This is a genomic window from Acidocella aluminiidurans, from assembly GCF_055383125.1.
In genome coordinates this window covers 1,639,115-1,663,778 of record NZ_AP031589.1, presented here as the reverse complement: position 1 = coordinate 1,663,778, position 24,664 = coordinate 1,639,115, and the positions used below count along the sequence as shown (strand labels likewise).

The 24,664-nt window shown below is 68.1% G+C and carries 28 protein-coding genes; 11 read left to right on the top strand and 17 right to left on the bottom strand.

Annotation, left to right across the window (positions count from 1 at the left end; translation table 11 throughout):
* Positions 1-138: 138 nt before the first annotated feature.
* From flgA to ACZ46S_RS08405, 14 genes are read right to left on the bottom strand one after another with little or no spacing between them, the layout of a single operon-like run.
* Positions 139-837 carry a flagellar basal body P-ring formation chaperone FlgA gene (flgA, locus tag ACZ46S_RS08470; RefSeq protein WP_464064138.1) on the bottom strand — a complete coding sequence of 233 codons (699 nt, stop codon included), beginning with the start codon at positions 835-837 and terminating at the stop codon, positions 139-141.
* Entirely contained in the window at positions 834-4,247 is a 3,414-nt protein-coding gene (locus tag ACZ46S_RS08465) for a hypothetical protein (RefSeq protein ID WP_464064137.1), read from the bottom strand. Before ACZ46S_RS08465 ends, flgA begins: the two co-directional genes overlap by 4 nt.
* A 12-nt stretch (positions 4,248-4,259) precedes the next feature.
* Positions 4,260-5,483, bottom strand: coding sequence for a flagellar hook-associated protein FlgL (gene flgL, locus ACZ46S_RS08460; RefSeq protein WP_464064136.1), 1,224 nt, complete (start codon positions 5,481-5,483; stop codon positions 4,260-4,262).
* Positions 5,484-5,485: 2 nt separating this feature from the next.
* On the bottom strand, positions 5,486-5,905 hold the full coding sequence (locus tag ACZ46S_RS08455) for a hypothetical protein (protein WP_464064135.1): 420 nt from the start codon (positions 5,903-5,905) through the stop codon (positions 5,486-5,488).
* A complete protein-coding gene (locus tag ACZ46S_RS08450) occupies positions 5,902-7,245 on the bottom strand; it encodes a FliI/YscN family ATPase (protein ID WP_464064134.1) in 1,344 nt (447 codons plus the stop codon). Before ACZ46S_RS08450 ends, ACZ46S_RS08455 begins: the two co-directional genes overlap by 4 nt.
* Positions 7,242-7,907 (bottom strand): FliH/SctL family protein, encoded by a 666-nt coding sequence (locus ACZ46S_RS08445; protein ID WP_464064133.1) that lies wholly within the window; start codon positions 7,905-7,907, stop codon positions 7,242-7,244. The genes ACZ46S_RS08450 and ACZ46S_RS08445 overlap by 4 nt, the downstream gene beginning before the upstream one ends.
* The gene (locus ACZ46S_RS08440) at positions 7,907-8,176 is read right to left on the bottom strand and encodes a hypothetical protein (RefSeq protein ID WP_464064132.1); all 270 of its coding nucleotides are present in this window, start codon (positions 8,174-8,176) and stop codon (positions 7,907-7,909) included. Before ACZ46S_RS08440 ends, ACZ46S_RS08445 begins: the two co-directional genes overlap by 1 nt.
* A 9-nt stretch (positions 8,177-8,185) precedes the next feature.
* A complete protein-coding gene (locus tag ACZ46S_RS08435; protein ID WP_464064131.1) occupies positions 8,186-9,013 on the bottom strand; it encodes a flagellar motor protein MotB in 828 nt (275 codons plus the stop codon).
* Complete coding sequence (locus ACZ46S_RS08430; protein ID WP_464064130.1) at positions 9,013-9,822, bottom strand: MotA/TolQ/ExbB proton channel family protein; 810 nt, start codon at positions 9,820-9,822, stop codon at positions 9,013-9,015. Before ACZ46S_RS08430 ends, ACZ46S_RS08435 begins: the two co-directional genes overlap by 1 nt.
* A complete protein-coding gene (locus ACZ46S_RS08425) occupies positions 9,819-10,367 on the bottom strand; it encodes a sigma-70 family RNA polymerase sigma factor (protein WP_464064129.1) in 549 nt (182 codons plus the stop codon). Before ACZ46S_RS08425 ends, ACZ46S_RS08430 begins: the two co-directional genes overlap by 4 nt.
* A complete protein-coding gene (locus tag ACZ46S_RS08420) occupies positions 10,360-12,453 on the bottom strand; it encodes a flagellar biosynthesis protein FlhA (RefSeq protein WP_295737647.1) in 2,094 nt (697 codons plus the stop codon). Before ACZ46S_RS08420 ends, ACZ46S_RS08425 begins: the two co-directional genes overlap by 8 nt.
* Positions 12,446-12,709 (bottom strand): flagellar biosynthetic protein FliQ, encoded by a 264-nt coding sequence (locus tag ACZ46S_RS08415; RefSeq protein WP_464064128.1) that lies wholly within the window; start codon positions 12,707-12,709, stop codon positions 12,446-12,448. The genes ACZ46S_RS08420 and ACZ46S_RS08415 overlap by 8 nt, the downstream gene beginning before the upstream one ends.
* Entirely contained in the window at positions 12,706-13,971 is a 1,266-nt protein-coding gene (locus ACZ46S_RS08410; protein WP_464064127.1) for a FliM/FliN family flagellar motor switch protein, read from the bottom strand. The genes ACZ46S_RS08415 and ACZ46S_RS08410 overlap by 4 nt, the downstream gene beginning before the upstream one ends.
* Complete coding sequence (locus tag ACZ46S_RS08405) at positions 13,964-14,434, bottom strand: flagellar hook-length control protein FliK (protein ID WP_464064126.1); 471 nt, start codon at positions 14,432-14,434, stop codon at positions 13,964-13,966. Before ACZ46S_RS08405 ends, ACZ46S_RS08410 begins: the two co-directional genes overlap by 8 nt.
* 102 nt (positions 14,435-14,536) lie before the next feature.
* On the opposite strand from ACZ46S_RS08405, the gene ACZ46S_RS08400 reads away from it, so the two are divergent.
* From ACZ46S_RS08400 to ACZ46S_RS08390, 3 genes are all read left to right on the top strand, one after another.
* Positions 14,537-14,749 (top strand): hypothetical protein, encoded by a 213-nt coding sequence (locus ACZ46S_RS08400; protein WP_464064125.1) that lies wholly within the window; start codon positions 14,537-14,539, stop codon positions 14,747-14,749.
* 102 nt (positions 14,750-14,851) lie between these two features.
* Positions 14,852-15,004, top strand: a complete 153-nt coding sequence (locus ACZ46S_RS08395) for a hypothetical protein (protein ID WP_464064124.1) — start codon at positions 14,852-14,854, stop codon at positions 15,002-15,004.
* A 56-nt stretch (positions 15,005-15,060) separates the two neighbouring features.
* Positions 15,061-15,294, top strand: a complete 234-nt coding sequence (locus ACZ46S_RS08390; protein WP_464064123.1) for a hypothetical protein — start codon at positions 15,061-15,063, stop codon at positions 15,292-15,294.
* A 97-nt stretch (positions 15,295-15,391) separates the two neighbouring features.
* Here ACZ46S_RS08390 and ACZ46S_RS08385 read toward each other — a convergent pair whose 3' ends face one another.
* The 3 genes from ACZ46S_RS08385 to fliE are packed head-to-tail and all read right to left on the bottom strand — an operon-like array spanning position 15,392 to position 18,310.
* A complete protein-coding gene (locus tag ACZ46S_RS08385) occupies positions 15,392-16,396 on the bottom strand; it encodes a flagellar motor switch protein FliG (RefSeq protein ID WP_008495562.1) in 1,005 nt (334 codons plus the stop codon).
* A gap of 38 nt (positions 16,397-16,434) precedes the next feature.
* On the bottom strand, positions 16,435-18,006 hold the full coding sequence (locus ACZ46S_RS08380) for a flagellar M-ring protein FliF C-terminal domain-containing protein (protein WP_464064122.1): 1,572 nt from the start codon (positions 18,004-18,006) through the stop codon (positions 16,435-16,437).
* Between the two features lie 4 nt (positions 18,007-18,010).
* Positions 18,011-18,310 (bottom strand): flagellar hook-basal body complex protein FliE, encoded by a 300-nt coding sequence (fliE, locus tag ACZ46S_RS08375; protein WP_464064121.1) that lies wholly within the window; start codon positions 18,308-18,310, stop codon positions 18,011-18,013.
* 308 nt (positions 18,311-18,618) lie between these two features.
* Here fliE and ACZ46S_RS08370 point away from each other — a divergent pair, with 308 nt between their 5' ends.
* Genes ACZ46S_RS08370 through ACZ46S_RS08335 form a run of 8 tightly spaced genes read left to right on the top strand, consistent with a single transcriptional unit; the run spans position 18,619 to position 24,664 of the window.
* Entirely contained in the window at positions 18,619-18,984 is a 366-nt protein-coding gene (locus ACZ46S_RS08370; RefSeq protein WP_464064120.1) for a flagellar basal body rod protein FlgB, read from the top strand.
* A 19-nt stretch (positions 18,985-19,003) separates the two neighbouring features.
* On the top strand, positions 19,004-19,417 hold the full coding sequence (gene flgC / locus ACZ46S_RS08365; RefSeq protein WP_464064119.1) for a flagellar basal body rod protein FlgC: 414 nt from the start codon (positions 19,004-19,006) through the stop codon (positions 19,415-19,417).
* A 2-nt stretch (positions 19,418-19,419) separates the two neighbouring features.
* Positions 19,420-20,115: a flagellar hook assembly protein FlgD gene (locus ACZ46S_RS08360; protein WP_464064118.1), complete on the top strand. Its 696-nt coding sequence runs from the start codon at positions 19,420-19,422 to the stop codon at positions 20,113-20,115.
* Positions 20,115-21,329 carry a flagellar hook protein FlgE gene (locus ACZ46S_RS08355; protein WP_464064117.1) on the top strand — a complete coding sequence of 405 codons (1,215 nt, stop codon included), beginning with the start codon at positions 20,115-20,117 and terminating at the stop codon, positions 21,327-21,329. Before ACZ46S_RS08360 ends, ACZ46S_RS08355 begins: the two co-directional genes overlap by 1 nt.
* Before the next feature lie 21 nt (positions 21,330-21,350).
* Entirely contained in the window at positions 21,351-22,094 is a 744-nt protein-coding gene (locus tag ACZ46S_RS08350; protein WP_295737613.1) for a flagellar hook-basal body complex protein, read from the top strand.
* A gap of 4 nt (positions 22,095-22,098) precedes the next feature.
* On the top strand, positions 22,099-22,893 hold the full coding sequence (gene flgG, locus ACZ46S_RS08345) for a flagellar basal-body rod protein FlgG (protein ID WP_464064116.1): 795 nt from the start codon (positions 22,099-22,101) through the stop codon (positions 22,891-22,893).
* Positions 22,890-23,573: a flagellar basal body L-ring protein FlgH gene (locus tag ACZ46S_RS08340; RefSeq protein ID WP_295737607.1), complete on the top strand. Its 684-nt coding sequence runs from the start codon at positions 22,890-22,892 to the stop codon at positions 23,571-23,573. Before flgG ends, ACZ46S_RS08340 begins: the two co-directional genes overlap by 4 nt.
* Positions 23,570-24,664: a flagellar basal body P-ring protein FlgI gene (locus ACZ46S_RS08335; protein ID WP_464064115.1), complete on the top strand. Its 1,095-nt coding sequence runs from the start codon at positions 23,570-23,572 to the stop codon at positions 24,662-24,664. Before ACZ46S_RS08340 ends, ACZ46S_RS08335 begins: the two co-directional genes overlap by 4 nt.

Genomic DNA, 24,664 nt, shown 5'->3' with positions numbered 1-24,664 from the left:
TATTATCGCCACGAGGTTGCGAAGATTTCCTGGAGCCTACCAAAAAAATGTAGGCTGGCGTGATTTTTTTTGAATCAATGCCTGCAAACCCGGAAAACGCGCCGTGCCGGATGAAACAGCCTACATGATGTAGGCTGTTCACGAGCCGAGATCCACAACTGGTCCGCTCGCGGTCAGCAGCGCGGAGAAGCGCCGGCCGGAGGCGGGGTTGGTCATCAGCACGGTATCGCCGATGCGCCCGCTCTGGTCGGCGATGGCGTTGACGCTGACCACCACGCCGCCATCCTTCACCTGCACCGCCACCGTCTGCCCGGTGTTCACCACCACCGGCTGGGCCACCGCATCGCTGGTGATCACCGCCCCCGGCGGCAGGGAGAGCCTGGCCTGCGCGCCGATCAGCTGCTGCGCCCCGGCAAAGGTCTGCCGCCCGGCGAACAGGCTGACGGGTTTTTCGGCGAGGCTGATATCGTCTTCGCTCAGCGTCTGCCCGGCTTCGATGGGCCGGGCCGCAACCTCCACCAGCTGCTGCGCGGCGACAGTGGCGGTGAGATACAGCACCCAGACTGGGGCGGGGCAGTGCACCGCCGCTTCCTGGTAGGGGGCGTTGCCGGTGATGGCGACGCTGAGCGGCGCGGTGCAGGCCGGCATGTAGGACGCCGCCTTCGCCTGCGAGATGGTGACCTGCGCCCCCGGCGGGGCGAGGGCGAGGGCGGCCTGCTTCGCCGCCGCCGTCACATCGTCCGGGTTTTCATGCGCGGTGTCGGCAAGGGCGGGTGGCGCCATCACGCCAAGCGCGGGGCCGGCCAGGGCCAGGGCCAGGCGCAAAATCCGCTTCATTGCGCGGCCTCCAGCATTGGTTGCGCCTGCGCCCAGGGCGTGGGCAGCTCCTCCACCGAAGGCAGCGCCAGCGCCGCCTCCCTCGTGGCTTTGCCGGAGGCCAGCGTGCCGCGCAGATCCTTCACCGCGCAGAGCAGCCGGCTCTTCCAGAGCGAGGCGGCCTGGCCCAGACGCTCGGCGGGCAGGCTGGCGGGGGTGTCCAGCCGCTGATCGAGGATCAGATGCGCCCCGGCGGCGGCGGCGAGCAAGGTGAAATAGCAATCCCCCAAAGCCGCCTTGCCGGCCGGGCGCAGCAGCACATGTGGGGCCAGCCCGGCCAGATCCCGCGCCCAGAGCGCTTCGTCCAGATGCCGGGGCAGGCGCGTCACCTCGCCCTCATAGCTCGCGCCTGGCTGCTCGACGATGATCCAGCTCACCTCCTCGGCGGTCTCGTTGACCAGCCCGGTAAACCAGGACGGGGTATCGCCCTCGTCGAACCAGAGCACGCGCGGGCGGGTGTTCATGCCGGTGCCCAGGGTCAGGCTCTCCCAGTTGGCGCGGCGCAGGGCCGGGCGCCAGAGCTGCGGGGCGGGCGCGCCCAGGGCGCGCAGCGCGCCGACCAGCGCCGGCGAGGTGGCATAGACCGCCTGCGCGCGCGAAGCCGCCAGCTCCGCCCCTGGCCGCGGCGGGGCCGAGAACAAGGCGGTATAGGGGGCGTCGGCCAAAGGCGGGGTGCCGTCCGGGTTCACCCGCACCCAGCTGGCGGCATCGCGCCGGCCAAGCTCGGCGGCGGTCACCGGCTCCGGGCCCCAGCCGGCATCCAGCCGGGCGGCGGCGCGCAGGGCGCGGGCGGCGGCGAGGATCGGCTCCGCCCCCAGCCCCGGGCCGGTGAACAGCACCGAGGCGGCATCCTCCGGCGTGGCGGCGATGAAGCCGGTGCGGGTTTCCGGCACCAGCAGATCGTCGCGCAGCGAGAGGGCGGGGTGGTGGTAGTCATCGCGCCAGGGCAGCGCGGCGGCGGCCTGGCTGCCGGCGCGAAAGCGCCCCTCCTGGTCGATTGCGAAGATCGGCTGTGCCGCTTCAAAGCTCGCATCCGGGGTCCAGACCAGGCGATGGCCAGCAGCGCGCAGTTGGGCGCAGAGATCGATCCAGAACGCATCGCCGGAGAGATCGGCCAGGGCGCAACCGCGTAGCAGCGCGGTGCGGGCCAGCAGGCCGGGCGGGGTGATGGCGCTGGCTTCCTGGTCCACCAGCAGCCAGGCCCCCATGCGCCCGGACTCCGGTGCGTAACCATGGCCAAGCCGCACCGGCGCGCCGATGACGATGGGCCCCTGCAGCATTGGCTGGCTGGTGCCGCCGGCGCCGGGCACCAGCGTGCGGCCGCCGGCCATCGCCACCCCTGGGTCCGCCAGCTTGGCGCGCAGCACGGCAAGCCAGTCCGGCGTGGCGGGGGTGGCGCGGGCATCCAGAATGGCGAGATGCGGCGCCTCCACCAGCGCCAGCGCTGCGGCGAAGCCGGCCGCGCCGGTGGCGGTGATGGCGCGCACGCTCTGCCCCAGGCTGGCGCGCTGCGCGTCGATCTGCGCGAAATAATCGGCGACATCGGCGCGCGGCGCGAAGGCGGCGAGGATCACCGGCAGTTGCGCCACGGGCGGCGCCAGCAGCGCGGTGAGGCGCTGATTGACGCTGGCGACATCCGCCCCGTCGCAGAGCAGGATGATCGCGGTGCCGGGATCGGCAACCTCGCGCTCATGCTGGAACAGCCCGACAAATTGTCGCTTGCCGATGGCGGCCGGCATGCCCAGCCGGGCGAGGTGGCTGGCCAGCGCCGCTTCAGCCGCGGCGACGAAATCCTCCACCGCGATATCGTCGCGCCTTGCCGCATTGTCGCGCACGAACAGGGCCTCGGGCAGGCGGCGGATACGCGGCGTCGTCTCGCTCAGACGCAGCTGGTAATCATATTCCTCAGCCCCGGCGCGGCTGCTATCGAACCCGCCGAGCCGCGCCAGGGTGGCGCCCTTGTACCAGACCCAGTCGCCCAGATAGGCGGATTGGCGCAGCCGGGTGACATCCCAGCCCGGCTTGTAGCGCACCCAGGGGGCATCCGCGCTAGGGACGATCTCGTCGCAATAGAGTAGATCCGGCATCCCGGCGCGTGCCGCCTCCAGGGCGAAGCGCTGCAGCGCGTCGGGGTCGAGCCTGTCGCCGGCATTCAGCGCCGCGACATAATCATAGTCGCGGGCCAGCGCGTTCAGCGTGGCGCAGAGCATGGCGCTCACCCCGCCCGGCGCGGCCGGGGCCTCGATGGTCTCGATGCCCTCCACCGTTGCCGGATCGACCGAGACCAGCCGGATCAGATCCGCCTTGCGCCATTGGCCTTGCAGCGTCGCCAGCGTTTCGCCGATGGCGCTGGCCCGCCCGCCCGGGGCGGCGATGACCACGGCGATGCGCGGCAGGATGGTCTGTTCGGCGCAGAGCAGCGCCAGCCGGGCCTGGGCGGCATCGTCCAGCCGCTCGGGCGGGCGCAGCGCCGCCGCCGGGGCGGGGACGTTGGCCAGAGGCTGCTCCACCGGGCCGCCAAGGCCGGGCAGGACGCGCAGCCGGCTCTCGCGGATTTCCGCCAGGAAGCCTGCGATTTCGGCGGTCTGGGTGCCGATTTCATCCCACAGGGCCGGGCTGTGATCGCCGGCTTCGATGGCGTCCCAGAGCCGTGTCACCAGCCGCTCCAGCGGCGGGTACAGCCCTTCCGCCGGCAGTGCCTTGCTGCGGTTCAGCTCGCCGGTGAGATAGGCTTTCGCCTGCGCCATGCCATCCGGGCGCAGCCTGGTCAGCGGCAGGCCGAGATCCGCCTCCATCTGCCTGAAGCAGGCCTCGGGGTGCGCCAGCAAATTGCCATAAGTGAGCCAGCTGCGTTTCAGATGCCTGGCATTGCGCTCCGCCGCGGTGGCGTAGCCCAGCCAGAGCAGCAGCGCATGCGCGCGTGAGAGCCCGTTCTTCAGCAGCTGGCTGGCGGCGGAGGTGGCGGGGTCGCGGAAAATATGCACCACATGCGGCGTATGCCCGGCCTGGCGCACGGCGTTTTCGTAAAGCGGCAGCAGATGGCAGAGATGCGGATGCTTGATGCCCCAGAGTTTGGTCGCGGGCGGAAAGCGCCGGCGCAAAATCTGGTCCAGCCGGGCGGTGAAGCGCGCCAGCTCGGGCCGCATATGCCAGCCTACCGGCAGCGCCGCGACATCGCCCCATTGCATGCCGAGGCTGTTCATCAGCTCCACATCGAACTGGATCAGCTCCGGAACTTCGTAGAAGCCGAGCGGATTATGCTCATTGGCGGCGGCTTCGCTCTGGATCTCGACGCCGAGCTTGGTGAGCGCGCCCGACAGGCCCGAGGTGCCGCTGCGATAATAGCCGACAATGAAGATCACATCAGACACGCTGGCAAATCCTTAGAGATACTGGAACAGGCTGAGGCCCTGCACGGCGGCGAAGCTTTTCATCGCCGCCTCCATCGCCGTCATGCTCTGATCCAGATTGGTCAAGGCCGTCGGCATATCAACCGCCGTTGCCGCATTGTCGGCGGTCTGGATGGTGGCGGAGGCGGTGGCGTTGCTGGTGCTGGCGGTCTGCACCGCCTGCAGCGTCACGCCGGTCTGCGCCTGGGCGGTTAGTACGTCGGACTGGTATTGCGCCAGCCCGGCCAGGCTCTGGTTCAGCGCCTGGCGGGTCTGTGCCGCACCGGCGCTGCCGCTGCTCGCGGTGCTCAGTGTACTGACGAGGTTCTGCAGCAGCGTGAACACGCTTTGCGGGCGGGCGGGGGAGAGGGTGAAGCTGTCGCCGGCCGCCGGGCTGCCCTGGATTTGGTAGGTGGAGCCGGCAAGCTGGAGGCTGGTGGTGCTGTCAGCCGCGCTGGAGACATTGCCGCTGGCCACCACATTGCCGCTGGCATCCGTGGCGCTGTAGGTCATGCCGCTGGCGCCTTGCGCGAAGGCGATGGTGATGTTGCCGCTGCCCTGCTGGAAGGCGCTGGCCTGGGCGCTGTTGGCCACACCTTCGGAGATCAGCGTGGCGGTGCCGGTATTGCTGCTGGCGGCGGCGATGCTGGCGGTGCCATCGCCCGACAGGCCGGAGACGAAGACCTCGCCATTGGTCACCGCCGAGGCCTGGGCGCTCGGCGAAATCGCCGCCTGGCTGCTGCCGCCATCGCCGAGATAGACGATCTGGCCGGTGGTCGGGTCGCGCTGGAAGGGCTCGATGGAGCCGCGCGTGCCGGCAAATATGTAGGCGCCGCTGGTGCCTTGCGTGTTGGCGAGCGAGAGCATCTGCTGCTGATCCACCTGCACCTGGGTGGCAAGGGAGGCCATGTCCTGCGGGTTGGTGGTGGCGTTCAGCGCTTGCTCGACCACCGATTGCACGGAATTGAGCAAAGTGCTGACGGAGCCGTAGGTATCCGAAACGGTGCCAAGCTGGGACTGGATTGCGGCCTGGTTGGTGTTGTCGCTGGCGAGCGAGGCCACCTGGTCCTGCCCGATGGCGGCGGCGGCGTAGGCAGCCGGGTTCTGGTCGGGCGTCTGCACCGCGAGGCCGGTGGAGATTTCCTGCTGCAGCAGACTGATCTGCGATTCCTGCTTGGCCAGCGAATTGCTGAAATTGGTGTAGAGAGAGAGATCCATCTTCAACGCTCCTTGCGGCGGGCGAGGGTGAGGGCGCGCTCGGCGCGGGTTTCGGCCTCCAGCGCGTCGCGGCGCCGGGCGGTGTCGGTGGCGCTGGCCAATTTGCGGCGCTGCGCCTGGGCTTCCAGCAATTGTTCGCGGGCGGTGGCGATGCTGGTCTGCGCCCGCGCGGCGCTCTGGCCGACCTGCTCCAGCGCGCTCAGCCCCGCCTCGGCGAACAGCCCGGCGCTGCGGATCTGCGCGGCACTCACGGTCTGGCCGGTCTGCACGCTGGCGGCGAGCCGGGCGCGGTAGGCATGCAGCACCTCCTGCTGGCCCTGCGCCTGCGCCAGCGCTGCCTGGGCGCGGCGCAACGCCTCGGCGCGTTTCGCCTCCTCGGCCGCGGCCAGCATTTCCAGCTTGCTCAGCAATGAGGATTTCACGCGGCGGCCTCCATCAGCGCGGCGCGCAGCGCGGCCAGGCTGTTGATGTAGGTGGCGGCTTCGGTGACACCCTGGCGGATGACATCCTCCATTGCCGGGGCGCGCTTCAACGCCTCATCCAGCAGCTTGTCGCGCCCCGGCGCGTAGGCACCGAGATCGATGATGTCCTGCTTCTCCGCCCGGCGCGCCCAAAGCGCGCGATAGCGCGACGCCAGCGCCTTGTGCTCCTCGCCGATCAGCCCCGGCATCACCCGGGAGAGCGAGGCGGAAATGTCGATCGGCGGATACATCGCGGCTTCCACAAGTTTTCGCGACAGCACGATATGCCCATCCAGCACCGCGCGGGCGGTATCGGCGATCGGATCGCCGACATGGTCGTCGCCTTCGACGAGAACGGTATAGATCGCGGTGATCGAGCCCTGGCCGGGGGCGCCATTGCCGGCCCGCTCCACGTAGGCGGAAAGGGCGCCGAAGGCCGAGGGCGGATACCCCTTCACCGCCGGCGGCTCCCCGGCGGCAAGCCCGATCTCCCGCAGCGCCATCGCCAGGCGCGTCAGGCTGTCTACCACCAGCAGCACATTCTGCCCCTGGGCGCGGAAATATTCCGCCATCGCCGCCGCCCGGTAGGCGCCATGCACCCGCCCCAAAGCGGTATCATCCGCCGGCGAGGCGACGACGACGCAGCGCGACCGCGCCGTGCCCAGATGATCCTCGATGAATTCGCGAATCTCGCGCCCGCGCTCGCCGATCATCGCTACCACCACCACATCGGCCTTGGCGTTGCGCGCCATCATGCCGAGCAACGTGGTCTTGCCAACGCCCGAGCCCGCGAACAGGCCGATGCGCATGCCCCGCCCCATCGTGTTCAGCGCATCGATGGCGCGCACGCCGGATTCGAAAACATCCTCGATGCGGGCGCGATGCATTGGATTCACCGGGCGCCCGCGCAGGGGCCAGCTGGTGGTCAGCGCGGGCGGCGCCAGCCCGTCCAGCGGCGCGCCGTGCCCATCCAGCACCCGGCCCAGCAGCGCCTCGCCAACCAGAGGCGCGGTGCCGGTGGCATCCACATGCACCCGCGCGCCGCGGGCGATGCCGCGCGTGCCCTGTTCGGCCATCACCAACAGCCCGTCAGCCTCGAAGCCGACCACCTCGGCCGGTAGGCTGGCACTTTCCCCTTCGATCAGACAGCGCGCGCCCACAGGCGCGCGGACGCCGCTGACATGCAAAATCTCGCCATTGGCGCGCACGATACGGCCATAGCGCCTTGCCTGGGCGACGCCACCCAGACCGTCGAGCCGAGCGCGCGCCTGCGCCTGCACATTCGCCATGCTGAGGCTCATGACGCCACCTCCTCGGCAAACTCACCGGCCGGGGCAGGCGTTTCCGGCAGGCCCAGTGAAGCCGCCACCGCAGCGAGCCGGCTGGGCAGCGTTGCATCCCATTCGGTGCGGTTGACCGGATCGCCATCGGGCCAGAGCAGCTCGACGCGCGCGCCGCCGCGCTCCATTGCCACGTCATGGCGGAGCGTGACCGTCTGTAGATCGAGAAGATCCTGTACGGGCTTGGCATCTTCCGGATGCAGGGTCAGCACCAGGCTTTGCCGCGGGGCGCGTTCGGCGGCGGCCTCCTCCAGCAATTGCGCCACCAGCCGGGCCAGGCCCTCCGGCCGGGCGATGGCTTCCACGCCGATCACATGCCGGGCGATGATCATCGCGAGGTTGGTGGCGAGCTCCGCGAGTTCGGTTTCCTTCTGCGCCAGAGGTGCGGCGAGCTGCGCGGCGGCGGCGCGCAACGCTTTTGCCGCGTCGTCCAGCGCCTGGGTTTTCGCCGTGTAGGCGGCGCGGCCTTCGGCTTCGCCCTTGGCCAGGCCTTGTGCTTGCGCCTCGCCACGCAGCCGCGCGATCTCCGCGCGCACCCGCGCGTCAATCTCCGCCTCCTGTGCCGCCGGGCTGGGCGGTGGCGGCGATGCAGGCGCGCTGGTGTTGATGCGGCGGAACACCATCAGCCCTCGCCCGCCTGTTGGCTAAGACGTGTGAGGCCGCGCCGTATGTAGGCGAGCAGAATGGCGCCGACCGGCAGCGCCAGCGCCAGCGCCGCGTAGGCGACGAGGCCTGTGGCCAGCGCCCCGGCCAGCCACACCGCGATGGAAGCAATACTGAACCAGGCAGGCTGGGTGGCGGCGGCGCGCAGACACATGATGGCGATGACGACGAGCCCCGGCTTCAACGGCAGGCCGCCGGATTTTGCTGAAGATTTCTTCGCTTTTGCCATGATACTACCCTACTTCGCCGCCGCCGGCGCGGCCTTGCTGCCGGGGTCCGGCGCGTGAATGACGATCACGACACGCCGGTTCTGCTCGCGCCCATCGGCATTGTCGTTGCTGGCGATGGGATCGAACTCACCATAACCCTGCGCCGCCAGTTGCTCGCCGCCGATGCCCGCACTCTGGAACAGCTCCACCACGCTCACCGCGCGCGCCGCCGAGAGCGCCCAGTTGGAGGAGAATTGCGCATCGTGAATCGGCTGGTTATCCGTGTAGCCGCCAACGAAAATCTTGAATTTCGGCGGCAGGCTGGTCAGGCTCGCGGCAATCTGTTTCAGCAGCGTCTGCGCGGAGGGGGTGAGCGTCGACTGGCCGGAGGAGAACAGCACGGAATCATTCAGCCGGATGGTCAATGTCAGCGGGTCGCTCTGCATGCCGACCTGATGCGCGCCGATCATCGGCTGCAGCATTTTCGAGAGCTGGTTCTGGGCATTCTGCAATTGCAGCATGTCCTGCGTCAGCTGATGGATCATCTGCTTCTGCACCGGCGTGTTGGCGGAGGCGGGCGATTCCACCGGTTTGGGCACAGGCGAGGGCTGGTGGTTCATTACCCCGCGATCCGCCGAGCTTTCGGCTTTGATCATGCCCGGCGGAGCGTGGAAGGCCTTCAGGAAGCTCTGCGCTTCCTCGTCCATCTTATGCTTGTCGCGCACGGAGGAGGCATAGAGCACCACGAAAAACGCCAGCAGCAGCGTGATGAAATCCGCATAGGAGATGACCCAGCGTTCATGATTGCCGTGACTCTCCTTGCGTTTTCTGCGGCGTGGGGCGGGCGCGTCGGACATCAGGCGGCTTCCATCTCGGCCGCCGGCGTCTCAGCCTCCGCGGTCGCGGCGGCCGGGGCGATGTCCTTCGGCTTGCCGGGGATGATTGTGAGCAGTTCGTCGCGGATCACCGAGGCTGGTTTCTGCTGGGCCAGCATCACGAAACCATCGACGAGGATGAAGCGGGCATGTTCGGTCTCCTCGGCGATGGCGGCCAGGCGCGCCCCCATCGGTAGGTAGAACAGATTGGCGGTGCCCACGCCATACACGGTGGCGATGAAGGCGGTGGCGATGCCAGCCCCAAGCAATTCTGGATGGTTCAGCTCCATCATCACATGGATCAACCCCAGCACCGCGCCCATCACCCCGATGGTCGGCGAAAACCCGCCAGCGGATTCCCAGAATTTTGCCGGCAGATGCTCCGCCGCGCCGAGCGTTTCCACCATCACCGTCAGCTTCTCGCGCAAGGCCGGGGCAGGGGTGTTATCGACGATCAGCTGCAAAGCCTTGGCCTGCAGCGGGTCTTTCTGCTGCTCGATGAAAGGCTCCAGCGCCAGCGTGCCCTGCTGGCGCGACAAGGCGGCCCATTCGGTGATGCGCACGACGAAGTCGTGCAGATCCACCTTCGGCGGTTTCACCAGCCAGCCCGCGCCCTTGATGCCTTTCAACAGACCGCCGACCCCGAACTGCACCATCAACGCCGCCAGCGTGCCGCCCAGCACGATGATGCAGGCGGTGAGGCTGAACAGCGAGGAGAGCGGGTCGTTATCCGACACCGCGCCGAGCACGACAACGAGAATTCCGCAGATGAGGCCGAGAACGCTGGTCATGTGGCGGGAACTCCTTCAAGCTTGGCGCGCACCAGGGTGGAGAGCCGCGCCAGCGCCCTGGCGCGCAGCTTGGAGGCGTAGCTGTCGCTGACATCCAGCACCAGGGCGATTTCGCGGTTATTCAACTCTTCAAAAAAATGCAGCGCCAGCATCTGATATTCCTCAGGCTCCAGCTCGCGCAGCGCCTCCACCAGCACCCCCTGGCGTTCGCTCTGCAGCATCAGGCTCAGCGGATCCTCCGGCAGCATGCCGTTTTCCTCGGCATGCAGATCGATCATCGTCTCATCAGTGCCTTGCGTGAAGCGGAAGCTTTTCGAGCGGCGCAGCCCGTCCAGCATGGCGCCCTTGATGCGCCGCATCGCGTAGGTCTGGAAGGTGACGCCGTAGGCTTCCTCGAAGCGGCCATGAGCCTCCAGCAGGCCGATGGCGCCCCATTGCAGCAGATCATCCAGCTCCGCCCAGGGCATGCGGGATTTCAGCAGCAGGGCGGTGCGCTTGATCCAGTTGCCGTAGGTTGGCATGTCGGCGGCGCGGAGTTCAGCCATGGGCGGCGCCCGGCTCGGCCACCTGCACCACCTGCATCGGCATGCTGGGCGGAATTTCATCCAGCGAGAGCACCGGCAGCGTCCCGGCGATCACCCGCGCCACGGCGCGGCGCAGCGGGGCTTGCGTCACCAGCACCGGGCGCAGCCCCTTGGCCTTCATCGCCGCACTGGCGGCCTCGGCGGCCTGGCGCAGATGCGCAGCACTTTCCGGCTCAATCTCGCCGGCGGCGGCAGTGTCCTTGCCGGCGCGCAGGGATTTCGAAACCAGCTCCTCCAGCCGCTGCGGCAGCACCGCCACTTTCAGCACGCTCTCCTGCCCGGCGGCCTGTGCGACGATGAAGCGGCCCAGGCGCATGCGCACCGAGGCCAGCAGCCGCTCCGGATCCTTGATGCCGGTATCGGCGGATTCCACCATCGCCTCGGCGATGCGTTCGAAATCGCGCACCGGCACCTCTTCCGCGAGCAGCCCCTGCAGCACCTGGCGCACCAGCCCGGCGGCCATCGCGGCGCGCAGGTCCTCGGCCAGGCGCGGCGTGGTTTCAGCAAGTTTGGTGAGCAGGCCTTCCACCTGCGGGCGGCCCAGCAGCTCGGCGCCGTAGCGTTTCAGCACCTCGGCAAAATGCGTGGCGATGGCGGAGGAGGCATCCACCACCGTGTAGCCCAGCTCCTCGGCCTGGGCGATGGCGGTTTGCGGAATCCACACCGCCGGCTGGCCGAAGGCGGGGTCTTTCACATGCCGGCCGATTTTCAGCTTGTCGATGACCAGATTGCCCTCGATCGCCAGCCATTGATTGGGCCAGGCCTCGCCGCCGCCAATCGCCGCGCCGCGCAGGGTGAAGCGGTAGGCATTCGGCGGTAGGTCCGAAGAATCCCTGATATGCACGGCGGGGATCAAAAATCCCATGGCGCGGCCATAACGCTGGCGCACGGCGGTGAGGCGGCCGAGCAGCTTGCCCTCGCCAGCCGCCACCAAAGGCGCCAGGGCAAAGCCGATGCTCATGCCCAGCGGATCGACCCCGGTGACATCCGCCAGCGCGTCCGGCTTCGCCTCGGCTTTCCCAGCCTTGGCGGCGCCGGCGGCTTCCGGCTGGGCCTGCGCCTCGCGCGCCTGGCGCGCGGCGCGCCAGGCGGCGAAGCCCAGCGCCCCGCCCAGCGCGAAAAACGGCAGATGCGCCATGTCCGGCATCAGCCCGATGGCGATGGTGATCGCCGCGGCCAACGCCAGCGCCTGCGGATATTTCCAGAGCTGGGATTTGATCTGCGCGCCGATATCCTCGCCGGTGGCAACCCGCGTCACCACCAGGCCGGCCGCCACCGAGATGGTCAGAGACGGGATCTGCGCCGCCAAGCCATCGCCCACGGTCAGCAGCGTGTAGGTGCGCGCGGCATCGCCCAGCGGCAGCCCGGCCTGCAGCGTGCCGATGATCAGCCCGCCGATCATGTTGATCGCCAGAATGATCATCGCCGCGATCACGTCGCCGCGCACGAATTTCGAAGCGCCATCCATGGCGCCGAAGAAATCCGCCTCCCGGCGCAGCATCTCGCGCCGGCGCTCCGCCGCCTGCGGGGTGAGCACGCCGGCATTGATCTCGGCGTCGATCGCCATCTGCCGCCCCGGCAGGCTGTCCAGCATGAAGCGGGCCGAAACCTCGGCGACGCGCGAGGCGCCCTTGGTCACCACCACGAAATTGATGATGATGAGAATGACAAAGATGATGCCGCCGACAACGTAGTTGCCACCCACGGCGAATTGCCCGAAGGCCTCGATGACATGCCCGGCCGCTCCCGGTCCGGTGGCGCCGTTGAGCAGAATGGCGCGCGCGGTGGCGACATTCAGCGCCAGGCGCATCAGCGTGGTCGCCAGCAAAATCGAGGGGAAGGCCGAGAATTCAGCCGGCGAGGCGATATAAAGCGAGGCGCCGAGGATCACCAGACCGGCGGAGATATTGATGGCGAAGAGCAGCGAGATCGCCGCCGGCGGCAGCGGCACCACCAGCATCACCAGGATCAGCAGGACCAGAATCGGCCCCGCGAACTGGGCCGCGTTCAGCTTGGGAAAGCCGGAGAGCGGGAGGGCCTCAGCCATGCACCAGCCCCGGAATCGCGCCGAACAGATGCAACGCGTAATGCTCCACCCCGCCCAGCATCATCGGCCCGGCGAGCGAGGTGAGCACCGCCACCCCGGCCAGCTTCAACACGAAGGGCACCGAGGCTTCCTTGATCTGGGTCGCGGTCTGCAGCGCGCCGGTGGCGACGCCGATCACCAGCAGCAGCAGCAGGATCGGCCCCGCCAGCTCCGCAAAGGCGATCCAGGCGCCGGCATCGACATCGCTATTGGTCATTCGGCCGCCTCTTGCTGCGGCTCGGTCTCGGCTTCGGCCTCGCCGGCCAGGCCGGTGATGCGGATGCCATAGCGCTCGCCATCGCCGATGGCGACAACCTCGCCATGCGCCAGCTTCAGCCCGTTGGCGTAAATCACCAACGGTTCGCCGACACGCTGATCCAGCGCGATCACCTGGCCCTGGCGCAAGGCCCGCATCTCCTTCACGCTGAGCGCCGCCCGTCCCAGCTCCACGGCGATGGCCACCTGCACGCGGTCGAGCAGCTTGCTGCCATCCAGCGCGTGGCCTTGGCCGGGCAACGGGCTCAGCGGCTCAAGCGCGATCTCGGGGGGGGTGTCGGTCATGCTCTGTCCCTTCTGGAGGTCCTGGCCGGGGCTCACCCGGCAGGCGATGGCGCCTTCGAACTGGCCATATTCGGCCCGGAAAAGATCCACCCCGCCGGAGACGGCGATGGCTTCCGGCAGCAGGCCGAGCGGCAGCAGCGCGCCCGGCCGCAACGCGCTGACCAGCGACATCGGCATATGCCCGCGGGCTATTTCGAAACAGAGCGGCAGCTTCACCGCCTCGCTGCTGGCGGCCAGGCGCGCGGCCCAGCCGTCATCGGCGGCGTTGCGGGCATTCGCACCGCTCTGCGCCAGCAGCTTCTGCTCCAGCGCATCCAGCGGGGCGAAGGGCAGGGCGATGGTGATGCGCCCCTGGCCGAGCGCGGTTTCGAACTGGCCGGTGATCTCGATCATCCAGTCCTGCGCCTCGGCCACGCCCAGCATCGCATGCGCGGTCTCGTAGCTGGAGGCGAGCAGCGGCGCGATGCCGAGCGGGGCGAGGGAGTCGGAGGCGGATTTATACACCGCCTCGATCAGCTGCCGGCCGATGCGCAGCTCCATCGCCGAAAGATCATGCGCCGGGGCGCTGGAGGGGATGGAGGCGCCGCACATGCCATCGACGATGGCGCCCAGCAGCGCCCCGTCCAGCGCCAGCAGCGCGCGCCCGCGCAGCGGGGCGAGGTCCGCATGGCCGGCCAGCAGCACATCCGGCAGCCGCTCCAGCACCGCCTCATGCGGGGCGATGCCGGTTTTGCTGGACAGCAGCGAGACCGGGCTGCGGGTGGTCTTGAACAAAGCCAGCGCGATCTGGCGCATGAAGCGCGCCGAGAGCGTCTCCATCAGCCCCGGCCGCAGCCCGGGGGCGCGGACATGGTTGAGCAGGTCGAGCGGCTTGATGTCGGTCGGGTCGCGCAGCAGGGCGCTGGGGGCGTCAAGCATAGGCGCGCACCCCGGTATCGGTGATTACAGGCGTGGGGGCCAGCGCGGCGCTGGCGCTCTGCGCCGGGCGCTGGGCTTGCGGCTGGGCGGGGGCCTGCTGGCCCTGGCCGCCGGAACTCACATCCGCCTGGCCAAGGCTGAGCCCGGCATTGCCCACCGCCTGGCGGAACCCCTCCATGCCGTTATGCAGCGCCTGCGCGGCATGGGCGGTGCTGGGGATGAAGGTGACGTTGAGTTGCCCGGCGGCGCTGAGGCCGAGATTGACGGTGAGCTGGCCGAGATCCGGCGGGTCGAGCCGCAGCGTCGCGTGGGATTGGCCGTTCTGGTGCAGGGCCGAGATGGTCGCGGCGAGGGCGGCGGGGGCGAGCGAGGTCGCCTCCAGCCCGGTGCTGGCGCTGACGGGCGTGTTGGTGACGGGCTGGGTGGTGCCGCCATTGGCCTGCGCGGTGCCGGGGGCGGTCATGGCCAGGGCGGCGGCAGGCGGCGGGGGGTGCTGCTGGCGGCGCTGGCGGCGGGCAGGCTGGCCGCGCCGGGCAGGGGGCTACCCTTGCTCTTCACGCTGGCGGTGACGGCTAGGGTCGTGGCGGCGGACGCGCTGCTGGCCAGGGCTGGCGGCGGGCTGGTGGCTGGGGCACTGGTGGCTGGGGCAGTGGTGGTTGGGGCAGGCGCACTGGGGCTTGCCGTCGCCGTGGCGCTGGCCGTGGCGGTGATTGCGGGCTGGGTGACGAGCGGGGCGGCGTGTTTCGCCGCGGCAGGCGTGGCTTGCGCCGCGGCTTGATCGCTGGCTTGCGCTGCGGAATCGGTCGCGGCGGCGGGGAGGGGCGGGCTGGGCTGGGCGCTGCCGGTACTGGTCGCGCCGTCGGCCGGGAGTGCGCTTACGGTGCTTTTGCCGCTCGCGCCGCTGGCGGTCTTGCTCTCGCTCTTGCCTTCCGCCTTGCTGGCCGGCTCTGGCGCGGCGGCGGGCTGGCTCTGGCCGCTCGCCACGCCCAGCACCAAAGCGGCGAGGGCGCCGAGCGAACTGGCATCGCTGTGATCCTCATGCTTATGCGGGCCGGCGCTCTGGCTGGCGTCGCTGGCGGTGGAGGCGGATTGAGCCTTCGGCGAAGCGGGGGGCTGGCCGGTGGCTGGTCGGCGGCAGGCGGCCCGGCTTCCTGGTCGGCCGGGCGGGGCGGGGCTGTGTCGCTGCTCTGTGGGGCGGCGCTGCTCTGGGCGGCGGGCGGGCTGCTCTGCTGCGCCGTCTGCAAGGCGCTGGTCCAGTCGTCGGACGCGGCATTGGCGCCAGCGGGCGTTTGCGTGGCGTCGGCCGAGGCGCTTTGCGTGTAGGCCGTGGGGCTCTGCAGGGTGGCGCTCTGCGCGATGTAGCTCTCAGCGCTTTGCGCCGGGGTTGGCAGCGTAGTGCTGCTGGGCGGGAGCGCCTGCATCAGAGCAGCTCCTCGCTGGCGCGCACCGCGATCTTGCCTTCTTCCGCCAGCCGCAGCGCCACCGCGACGATCTCCGCTTGCGCCGCCAGCACATCGGCGCGGCGCAGGCCCGGCCCGCCGGTCAGCTCCTCGTTCAGCACCTCGCGCTGGCGCGCCGAGATATTGGCGAAGAAGCGCTCCTTCAGCTCCGTATCCGCCAGGCGCAGCGCCGGGGCCAGCAGCTCCGGCGAGATCTCGCGCAGCAGCATCCGCAACGCCGCATCCGGCAGGCGCACCAGATCCGGGAAGGTGAACAGGTTTTCGCGGATCTTCTCCGCCGTCGGGCTGTCATGCGCCTCGATGCCGCCCAGCACCTGCTGCATCTTGTCCGCCTGCAGCTGGTTGAGGATTTCCGCCGCCAGCTTCGGCCCGCCGAGATTGGCCACGCGCTTGCCGCCGGAGGCCGCCGCCTGCATCATCTCATCGACCATCTGCTGCAATTCCAGCACCGCGTTGGGCGAGACCACGTCCAGGATGGAGAAGCGATACAGCGCCTCCGCCGCCAGCTCCTCCGGCAGGAAGGTGAGCATCTCGGCGGCGATTTCCTGCGGAATATGCGCCAGCAGCAGGGCGATGGTCTGCGGCCGCTCATTCGCCATCTGCACCGCCAGGGTCTGCGGGTCGCATTGCGCCGGCAGCTGGAAGGCGCGGGTGGCGTTCTGGCGGGCCAGCCTGCGTAGGATTTCGCGCGCCTGCGCCTCGCCGAAGGCGTTGATCAGCGTGCGGTGCAGGAATTTCAGCGCCGGGCCGCTCAGGCCCTGCTCGCCCATATCCGCGACGAAACGCTGCATCACCTGGTTGCGCAGGCCAAAGGGCACGTTGCGCATCGCCGTCATCGCGGTGGAGATCTTGGTCACCAGCGCGTCGTCCATCTCCCGCAGCACCAGCGCGGCGGCCTCCTCGCCCAGCTCCTGCAGCACCACCGCCACACGCTCGACGCCGCTCAGCGGATCCGCCGGCGGCATCGGGGCCAGTTTAACGGTAGGTTTGGATGCGGTAACGCTCATCGCTCCTTCCCCTCCGTATCGTCGGCCCAGCTTTGCAGCAGGCTGGCGACGCCGCGCGGATTCTGCGCCACCTGTTCGCGCAGCGGGGTGAAATTCACCGCCGGGGTGATCATCTCCGGCCGCAGCACCGGCGGCGGCGCTGGCGGCGGTGGCGGCAGCGGCGGGGTGAGGATCGCTTTCAGATCCACCGTTTTCAGCCGGCGCGAGAGCGGCAAGGCCAGGCCGAACAGCACGAACAAGGCCGCCAGCAGCTCCAGCGCCGCATGGGTGAGCGCGCCGCTGGAATCGCTCAGCACCGCGCCGCTGCCGATCGGCTGCGCGTGGAAGGGCGCGGCCAGCACGTTCACGCTGACGCTGGGATAGGAGAAGGCGCTGGCGATGGCGCTCTTCACCTGCGCGGTGGAAAGCTGGCCCAGCGCCGCCTGGTTGAGCACGACCGAGACCGCGATGCCCTTCACCGCCCAATCCGGATGGGTGATGTCGCTGTCGCTGACATCGTTCTGGTAGGTCTGGTCCTGCTGGCTGCTGACCTGCTGCGGGCCTTGCGCGCCCTGGCCGCTGGCGGTGGCGGCGGTGCCGGTTGCCGGGGCGCCGCCGGGCTGCGTTGGCACCGGCGCCGGATTGGCGGTGGTGGCGGCCGGCGGCTGGTTGGAGAGCGCGCCGGGAATGCCGATGGCGGCGGCCTGGGTGGCGCCGCTCTGCTGGGAGTTGTCCTGCACCGCATGCTGCACCACATGGCCGGGACCATAGAGCGTCTGATGCGTGCGGACCTGGGTGAAATCCACATCCGCGCTGATGCCGGTGCGAAAATTCCCAGCGCCGACCAGCGGAGTTAGAATATCAGCCACGCGCGCCGCGGCCTGCGCCTCGATATCGCCGGTGGTGGCGAGCTGGGCGGCGTTGCCGGCCGCCCCGGTCTGCGGAAACACCGTCGCACCGGCGGTGGTCTCCACCGTGATCTGCTCGGGCGTCATGCCCGGCACCGCGCCGGCGACCAGCCCGGCAATCGCCACGCCCTGCGCCTGCGCGGCGGCGGCCGAGGCGTCGATCACCACCGAGGCGGAGGGTTTGGGCTGGTCCGCCAGGAACGGCGTCTGTGCGGGAATCGCCAGAAAGACCTGCGCGCCGCGCACGCCCTGCAGCCCTTCGATGGAATGCTGCAGCGAGAGTTCCAGCGCCTGGTTGCCCATCGCCTGCTGCGCCTGGTCGGAGGCGGTCATCGGCGCGTTTTCCACCTGCGTCCAGGCATTATTCACATCATCGCCCGGCACCTGGGCGGCGCCGAGCTGCAGCCGCGCCTGCGCCAGCTGCGGGGCCGGCACCAGGATCACATCCCCGGCCTCGCGCAATTGATAGGGTATGCCGAGCTTCTGCAGCGTCGCGATCACCTTGCCGCCCTCGGCCGGGCTCAAGCCTTCTTCCAGCACCGCGTAGGGCGGCGAGGAGAATTCCAGCCAGCCGACCAGTGCCGCCGAGGCGGCGATGACAGCCCCGCCCGCCAGCAGCAGGCGCGGCGCCTGCGCGGCCTGGGTACGCACCCGAACGAGCTGCGTGCGCCAATCGGCCATCGGCTCAGAACTGCATATTCATGATCGATTGGTAGGCCGAGACGGCTTCGTTGCGCACCGCGACGGTCGCACTCCAGGCGGTCTCCGCCTTGTCGCTGGCCACCAGCGCCTGCGCCAGGCTGGCCCCGGGCACGCCCGCGGCATAGCTGGCCTCGGCGGTGCCGGCCTGCGCCTGCGCGCCCGAAACCTCCTTCAACGCTGCATTGGCGAGGTCGAGAAAGCTGCCATCCGCCCCCGTCGCCGGCTGCGAGGAGCCGGCCGTGGCGAGGCCGGCGGTAACAGGCAGAATGGCACCGATACTCATGGATAACGATCCTTACCCAAAACTAACTGAATCGTTAGGTAACGCAGTGTTGGATAATTTAGCCGCGTGCCCAGGGCAAGGATTATCTGCCGACTTCACGGATTAATGTAGGCCATATCCACACAAATCATTCAGCCTACATTTGGTTTGTAGATTTATTAGTTTTTTCGGCCCGGTTTGTCGAATAAATGATATTGTGTTTTGGGTCTCGTGTAGGTCGGTAAAAAAGCTTTGTGAGCATACCAATTAGAATTCTGCGAAATACAGAATTTTTCACAGCTTTTTGTCTTGCTAAATTCTAACATTTCGTGAAGGTTTCGGGCGAGATGCAGCCCGGATTTCTTTCCTTCTACGGCGCCGTCCTGAATGTCGCGCAGGATCGCCAGAGCTTGATCGCGAATAATATCGCGAACGCGGACACGCCCGGATTCAAGGCGGCGGACGTGGACTTCACCGCCTCGCTGGCGCAGCAGCTGGAGAGCCCCGGCGCCACGCCGCAGGCGCAGTACCGCGCCGATGCCACGGTGGGCCTCAACGGCAATGATGTCGATCTCGATTCCGAGCGCGTCGAGGATGCGCAGAATGGCGAGGTGATGCAGGGCGCGTCCACCTTCCTGCGCCAATCCACGGCCGATCTGATCACCGCGTTGCGGCCCAACCCCAACGGCACTTGAGCTTTAAAGGAGAGCGCGCATGACCGGAATTTTCAGCATCGTCGGCTCCGCGCTGGATGCCCAGAATCTGCGCATGTCGGCGGTGGCCTCCAACCTCGCCAACGCCGATACCGCCACCGCGCCAGGCGCGCAGCCTTACCGCGCCGAGGAGCCGGTGTTCGAGGCGTCGCCGGTGGTGGATGCGGGGAGCAGCGCCGCGCTTGGCGTGAGCGTGCTCGGTGTCGACCAGAGTGCGGCCGCCCCGCACCAGACCTACGATCCTTCCAGCCCCTACGCGGATGCGCAAGGCTATGTCACCGGCTCGAATGTCGACCGCGCCCAGGAGATGGTCAACATGATCGACAGCTCCAACAGCTATTCCGCCTCGGTCGCGGTGCTGGAGCAGGCCAGCCGAATCGACCAGCAAATGATCCAATCCTTTCAGGTGTCCTGATCATGACCTCGCTCGCCACCAACCCCACCGGCAGCGTCAACGCCGCCTCCGTCGCGGCGTCCTCCACCGCCAGCAACAGCGCCTCCTCCGGCTCCGGCTCGGCCGCCGGCGCGCTGACGCAGGGCGATTTTCTCAAGCTGCTGACAGCGCAATTGCAATATCAAAGCCCGATGAACCCGGCCGACCCGACGCAGATGGCCTCGGAATTCGCGCAGATCGCCACCGTCGATGGGGTGAACAAGCTCAATACCCAGGTGAGCAGCCTGCAGAGTGCCACCGCCGCCAGCCAGATGGGCCAGGCGGCGGATCTGGTCGGCAAGCAGGTGGCGGTGCCGGGGGATAGCATCACCGCGAATGCCAGCGGCACCGCCACCGGCGCCTTCACCCTGCCGAGTGCCGCCAGCGATGTCACCGCCACCATCCTGAACGCCAATGGCTCGGTCGCCGGCACCATGGATCTGGGCGCGCTGGGTGCTGGTCAGCAGAGCTTCCAATGGACCGGCGGCACCGCCGGCAAGCAATATACCTACAGCATTTCCGCGCATGACAGCACGAACAATGCGGTGCAGGCGACAACCTACGCGGTCTACACGGTCGAGGGTGTGAATCTCTCCTCCTCCTCGCCGACCTTGAATGTCGCCGGCAGCACCACGCCGCTGGCCGTTTCCTCCGTGTCCACCGTTCTGGGAGCTTCCTGATGTCCTTACAGACCGCCCTTTCCGGCCTCGATGCCGCCCAGACCGGGCTCAACACCGTCTCCAACGATCTCGCCAATGCCAGCACCACGGCGTTCAAGAGCCAGACCTCCTTGTTCGAGGATGTCTACCCGACCGGCGAAACCGGCGTTCCCGGCTATGGCGCGGCGACCGAGGGCATGGATACCAACATCTCCCAGGGCGGCCTGACCAGCACCGGCAACGGGCTGGATGCGGCGATCCAGGGCAATGGCTATTTCGTCGTCTCCAATAACGGCACCCAGCAATATACCCGCGATGGCGCCTTCAAGCTCAGCAGCGACGGCACGCTGCAAACCCTCACCGGGTCTTCGGTGATGGGCTATACCGGGGCCGCCACCTCCGGCACGCTCAGCGCACTGACGGTCTCAACCGGCGCCATGAAGGCCACCGCCAGCGCCAATCTCGGGGTCGATCTCGACCTGAATTCCGGCGACACCCAGATCCCCGCCACCACCGCCTTCAACGCGGCGGATGCCACCACCTACAGCGAGAGCACCTCCACCGTCGCCTACGATTCGCTGGGCAACGCCAATACGGTGAAGCTCTATATGGTGCAGAACCAGGCCACGGGCGGCGCCACGCCGAGCTGGACGGTCTATGCCCAGCCGGTGACCTCGGCCGGCACCAATGTAGGCAGCGCGCAGCAGCTCACCACGCTGAACTTCAACACCGATGGTACCCTGGCCAGCGGCAGCCCGGCGACGCTGAATGTGAACTGGGGCAATGGCGCCGCCAATTCCGCGTTGAGCTTCAACTTCGCCGGCACCACCCTGGCGGCGCAGAGTTTCGCCGTGGCCGGGCTGACCAATGACGGCTACGCCGCGGGCACCTATAGCGGCAGCTCGGTCAATTCCTCCGGCCAACTGGTCTCCACCTACTCCAACGGCCAGACCATCACCAACGGGACCCTGGCGCTGGCCAATTTCATCAATCCCGAAGGGCTGCAGGATATCTCCGGCAATCTCTACGCCAGCACCAACAGCTCCGGTGTGGCGGTGGTGAACGCACCGGGCAACGGCCAGTCCGGGACGGTCGAGGGCGGCTATCTGGAAGCCTCCAACGCCTCCACCTCCTCGCTCCTGGTCTCGCTGATCCAGTATCAGCAGGCCTACCAGGCCGATACCTCCGTGCTGCAGACCGAGCAGCAGGACGCCCAGCGCCTCGTGCAGATCTGACGGTAGGTTAGAGAGGCCGCGATGCAGACCAGTTCGCTCTTCACCGCGATGTCCGGGCTTGAGGATATCGACGCACAGCTGCAGGCGGTCTCGGCCAACATCGCCAACGCCAACACGCCAGGCTATGCGGCGGTGCAGGCGCAGGCGGAAACCGCGACCTACACGGGGGCGAACGCGCCGCCGGGCGGGGCGGTGGTCGCCACCCTGCCGGGGCCGGACCTCAAGCAGGGCAGCATGACCCATACCGGGGATGATCTCGATGTCGGCCTCTCCGGCGATAGCTGGCTGACGGTGCAGACCGCGAACGGCACCGCGCTGACCCGCGACGGCGCGCTCTCCATCTCCAATGCCGGGCTGCTCACCGACAGTTCCGGCAACCCGGTGCTGGGCCTGGGCGGCACGCCGATCAGCCTGCCGCAGCTCTCCAGCATCAAAATCGGCGCGGATGGCACCATCTCCGGTGTCGTTGCCGGCTCCGGCGGGTCGCTGGCGCAGGCCTTCGGGCAGATCGCCATGGTCGCGAGCCCGAGCGGCGGCCTGACCCCGCTTGGCAACTCCCTCTACCAGGCGCAGCCCGGCGCCCCGCTGCTGCCCTCCGCCGATGGCGCGTTGCATCAAGGCTATCTCAACGGCAGCAATGTCGATCCGACGATGGCGATGATGCAGATGATCGATGACAGCAAATCCTATGAGTTGCAGGCACAGCTGACGAAAAGCCAGAGCAGTGCGAGCAGCGATCTGAACACTCTCCTCGCGCAAGGATAAGAGCATGAACCCGACCCTCGACACTGTCGCCAGCGGGCTCGAAGCCAGCCAGACGATGATGGACACGATCGCCGACAATCTGGCGAACGCCAACACCACCGCCTACAAATCCGAGACGCCGGAATTCCAGACGCTGCTTTACCAGAACCAGACCCAGCCGGGTGCCGATGCCACCGGGCAGACGCAATATCCCTCGGGGCTGGAGCTAGGCACGGGCGTGAAGGTCGCCTCGATCAAGCAGATCGAAACCCAGGGCACGCTGACCAGCACCAGCAACCCGTATGATCTGGCGATCAACGGCTCGGGTTATTTCCAGGTGCAGCTGCCCTCCGGCCAGACCGCCTACACGCGCGATGGCTCCTTCCAGGTCAATCAGAGCGGCCAGCTGGTCACCGCCAATGGCGACCAGTTGATCCCGGCGATCACCATCCCCTCCAACGCCACCTCGGTCACGGTCGGCACCGATGGCACGGTTTCGGTGACGGAGGCGAATTCCAGCACCTCCACCCAGGTCGGCCAGATCCAGCTCGCCAACTTCATCAATGCCCAGGGGCTGCAGCCGCTCGGCAATAATCTCTACGCCCAGACCACGTCTTCGGGAGCGCCCACCGTCGGCGCGCCGCAGACCAACGGGCTCGGCTCGATCAATCAGGATTATCTGGAAAGCTCGAATGTCGATGTCGTGCAGCAGATGGTGAGCATGATCTCGGCCGAGCGCACCTACCAGCTCGGCACCCAGGTCGCCACCTCCGTCGGCTCCGAGCTTGGCTATCTGGCCAATGCCGCGCAGGGCGCATGAATCGTAGGCTATCTCTGGCGCTGCTGGCGCTGCTGGCCGGCTGCGCCACCCATCCGCCGACGCAGACGCAGCTGGTCAAGCCCGCGCCGTTTCCGGTGGATGTGCAGCCGCAGCCCGAGGCGGTGAATGGCTCGGTGTTTTCCGGCGGCACCGCCGGCTCGCTCTACGCGCCGCGCCGGGACTGGAAGATCGGCGATCTGATCACCATCGACATCGTCACCAGCTCCACCGCCAGCAACACCGACAATGCCGGGCTGACCCGCAAGGGCACCATCAATGATTCGATGACCAATTTCATGGGCATCCCGATGAGCTTCGGCCATATCAATGGCGGCAGCCTCTCGCCTTCCATCGGCGCCAGCTCGGATCAGCAATATACCGGCACCGGCTCGGATGTTGCCGCCAACGACATCACCGGCGCGGTCGAGGCGGTGGTGACCGGCGTGGACCCGAACGGCACGCTGGCCATCCAGGGCCGCACCAATGTCAATATCAACGGCAATGTCACCAGCATCGTCGTCACCGGCTATGCCAGCCCGGACGATATCGCCGCCAACGCCACCATCTCCTCCGACAATATCGCCAACATGAATGTGCAATATGTCGGCAACGGGCCGATCAACGATGCGCATACCGTGCCCTGGCTGCAGCGCGTGCTCTCCAAGGTTTCGCCGTTTTGAAAAAGCTTCTGCTCCTATTTGGGCTTTTGGCGCTGGCCCCGGCCGCGGCGGCGCAGACGACGATCGGCGAGCTGGTCAGCGTGCAGGGCGCGCCGCCCAACCAGCTCTTCGGCTACGGCCTCGTCGTCGGCCTGCCCGGCACCGGGGATCAGACCACCCAGGTGCCCTACACCCAGCAGGCGATCCTCAACATGCTGCGCAATATGGGCGTGGCGATGAACAATGTCAGCACGATGATGCCGCAGGATGTCGCCTCGGTGATGGTGACCGCGGAAGTGCCGGCCTTCGCGCATCAGGGCCAGAAGATCGATGTCACCGTCTCCGCCGTCGGCAATGCCGCCTCGCTCGCCGGCGGCGTGCTGCTGCCCACCCCGCTGCGCGGCGGCAACGGCAATATCTACGCCCAGGCGCAGGGCCCGCTGCTGGTCTCCGGTTTTGCCGCGAGTGCAGGCGGCACCAGCACGAAAGTGAATGTGCCCACCACCGGCACGCTGCCCGGCGGCGCCATTCTGGCCAGCAGCATCCCGGCGAATTTCGCCGTCAACGGCATGTCCGCGCTGCTGGTGGACGATCCCAGCTTCGAAACCGCGCAGCGCATTGCCGATACCATCAACCGCGCCTTCGGCCCCAACACCGCCAATGCGGTCTCGCCGGGTGAGGTGGATGTCACCGCCGCCGCTGGCGCCAGCCCGGTCGGCTTCATGGCGGATCTGCTCGCCCTGCCGATCACCGCGCCGCAGCCCGAGCCGCTGATCATCGTCGATGCGCAGAGCGGCACCATCGTGATGAATCAGGGGGTCACACTCGGCCCCGCCGTGGTCAGCCACGGCGATCTGACGGTGAGCATCCAGACGCAGAATGCGGTGAGCCAGCCCGGGCCGTTCTCCAACGGCACGACGGTGGGCGTGCGCAACACCGCGGTCAGCGCGAAGCAATCCAAGGCGCAGGTGATCATGCTGCCGCACGCGGCGACGCTGCAGCAGGTGGCGGCGGCGTTGAACGCGGTCGGGGCCAGCCCGCAGGATCTCATCGCCATCATCGAGGCGCTGAAGCAGGCCGGGGCGATCAAGGGCCGGATCAAGGTGATCTGA

What these genes read in the sequence shown, in the direction of transcription:
- flgA (WP_464064138.1), bottom strand. Translation starts at nt 837, where the DNA reads ATGAAGCGGATTTTGCGCCTGGCCCTGGCCCTGGCCGGCCCCGCGCTT.
- flgL (WP_464064136.1), bottom strand. Translation starts at nt 5,483, where the DNA reads ATGGATCTCTCTCTCTACACCAATTTCAGCAATTCGCTGGCCAAGCAG.
- ACZ46S_RS08450 (WP_464064134.1), bottom strand. Translation starts at nt 7,245, where the DNA reads ATGAGCCTCAGCATGGCGAATGTGCAGGCGCAGGCGCGCGCTCGGCTC.
- ACZ46S_RS08445 (WP_464064133.1), bottom strand. Translation starts at nt 7,907, where the DNA reads ATGGTGTTCCGCCGCATCAACACCAGCGCGCCTGCATCGCCGCCACCG.
- ACZ46S_RS08440 (WP_464064132.1), bottom strand. Translation starts at nt 8,176, where the DNA reads ATGGCAAAAGCGAAGAAATCTTCAGCAAAATCCGGCGGCCTGCCGTTG.
- ACZ46S_RS08435 (WP_464064131.1), bottom strand. Translation starts at nt 9,013, where the DNA reads ATGTCCGACGCGCCCGCCCCACGCCGCAGAAAACGCAAGGAGAGTCAC.
- ACZ46S_RS08430 (WP_464064130.1), bottom strand. Translation starts at nt 9,822, where the DNA reads ATGACCAGCGTTCTCGGCCTCATCTGCGGAATTCTCGTTGTCGTGCTC.
- ACZ46S_RS08425 (WP_464064129.1), bottom strand. Translation starts at nt 10,367, where the DNA reads ATGGCTGAACTCCGCGCCGCCGACATGCCAACCTACGGCAACTGGATC.
- ACZ46S_RS08420 (WP_295737647.1), bottom strand. Translation starts at nt 12,453, where the DNA reads ATGGCTGAGGCCCTCCCGCTCTCCGGCTTTCCCAAGCTGAACGCGGCC.
- ACZ46S_RS08415 (WP_464064128.1), bottom strand. Translation starts at nt 12,709, where the DNA reads ATGACCAATAGCGATGTCGATGCCGGCGCCTGGATCGCCTTTGCGGAG.
- ACZ46S_RS08410 (WP_464064127.1), bottom strand. Translation starts at nt 13,971, where the DNA reads ATGCTTGACGCCCCCAGCGCCCTGCTGCGCGACCCGACCGACATCAAG.
- ACZ46S_RS08405 (WP_464064126.1), bottom strand. Translation starts at nt 14,434, where the DNA reads ATGACCGCCCCCGGCACCGCGCAGGCCAATGGCGGCACCACCCAGCCC.
- ACZ46S_RS08385 (WP_008495562.1), bottom strand. Translation starts at nt 16,396, where the DNA reads ATGCCGCCGGCGGATCCGCTGAGCGGCGTCGAGCGTGTGGCGGTGGTG.
- ACZ46S_RS08380 (WP_464064122.1), bottom strand. Translation starts at nt 18,006, where the DNA reads ATGGCCGATTGGCGCACGCAGCTCGTTCGGGTGCGTACCCAGGCCGCG.
- fliE (WP_464064121.1), bottom strand. Translation starts at nt 18,310, where the DNA reads ATGAGTATCGGTGCCATTCTGCCTGTTACCGCCGGCCTCGCCACGGCC.
- flgC (WP_464064119.1), top strand. Translation starts at nt 19,004, where the DNA reads ATGACCGGAATTTTCAGCATCGTCGGCTCCGCGCTGGATGCCCAGAAT.
- ACZ46S_RS08360 (WP_464064118.1), top strand. Translation starts at nt 19,420, where the DNA reads ATGACCTCGCTCGCCACCAACCCCACCGGCAGCGTCAACGCCGCCTCC.
- ACZ46S_RS08355 (WP_464064117.1), top strand. Translation starts at nt 20,115, where the DNA reads ATGTCCTTACAGACCGCCCTTTCCGGCCTCGATGCCGCCCAGACCGGG.
- ACZ46S_RS08350 (WP_295737613.1), top strand. Translation starts at nt 21,351, where the DNA reads ATGCAGACCAGTTCGCTCTTCACCGCGATGTCCGGGCTTGAGGATATC.
- flgG (WP_464064116.1), top strand. Translation starts at nt 22,099, where the DNA reads ATGAACCCGACCCTCGACACTGTCGCCAGCGGGCTCGAAGCCAGCCAG.
- ACZ46S_RS08340 (WP_295737607.1), top strand. Translation starts at nt 22,890, where the DNA reads ATGAATCGTAGGCTATCTCTGGCGCTGCTGGCGCTGCTGGCCGGCTGC.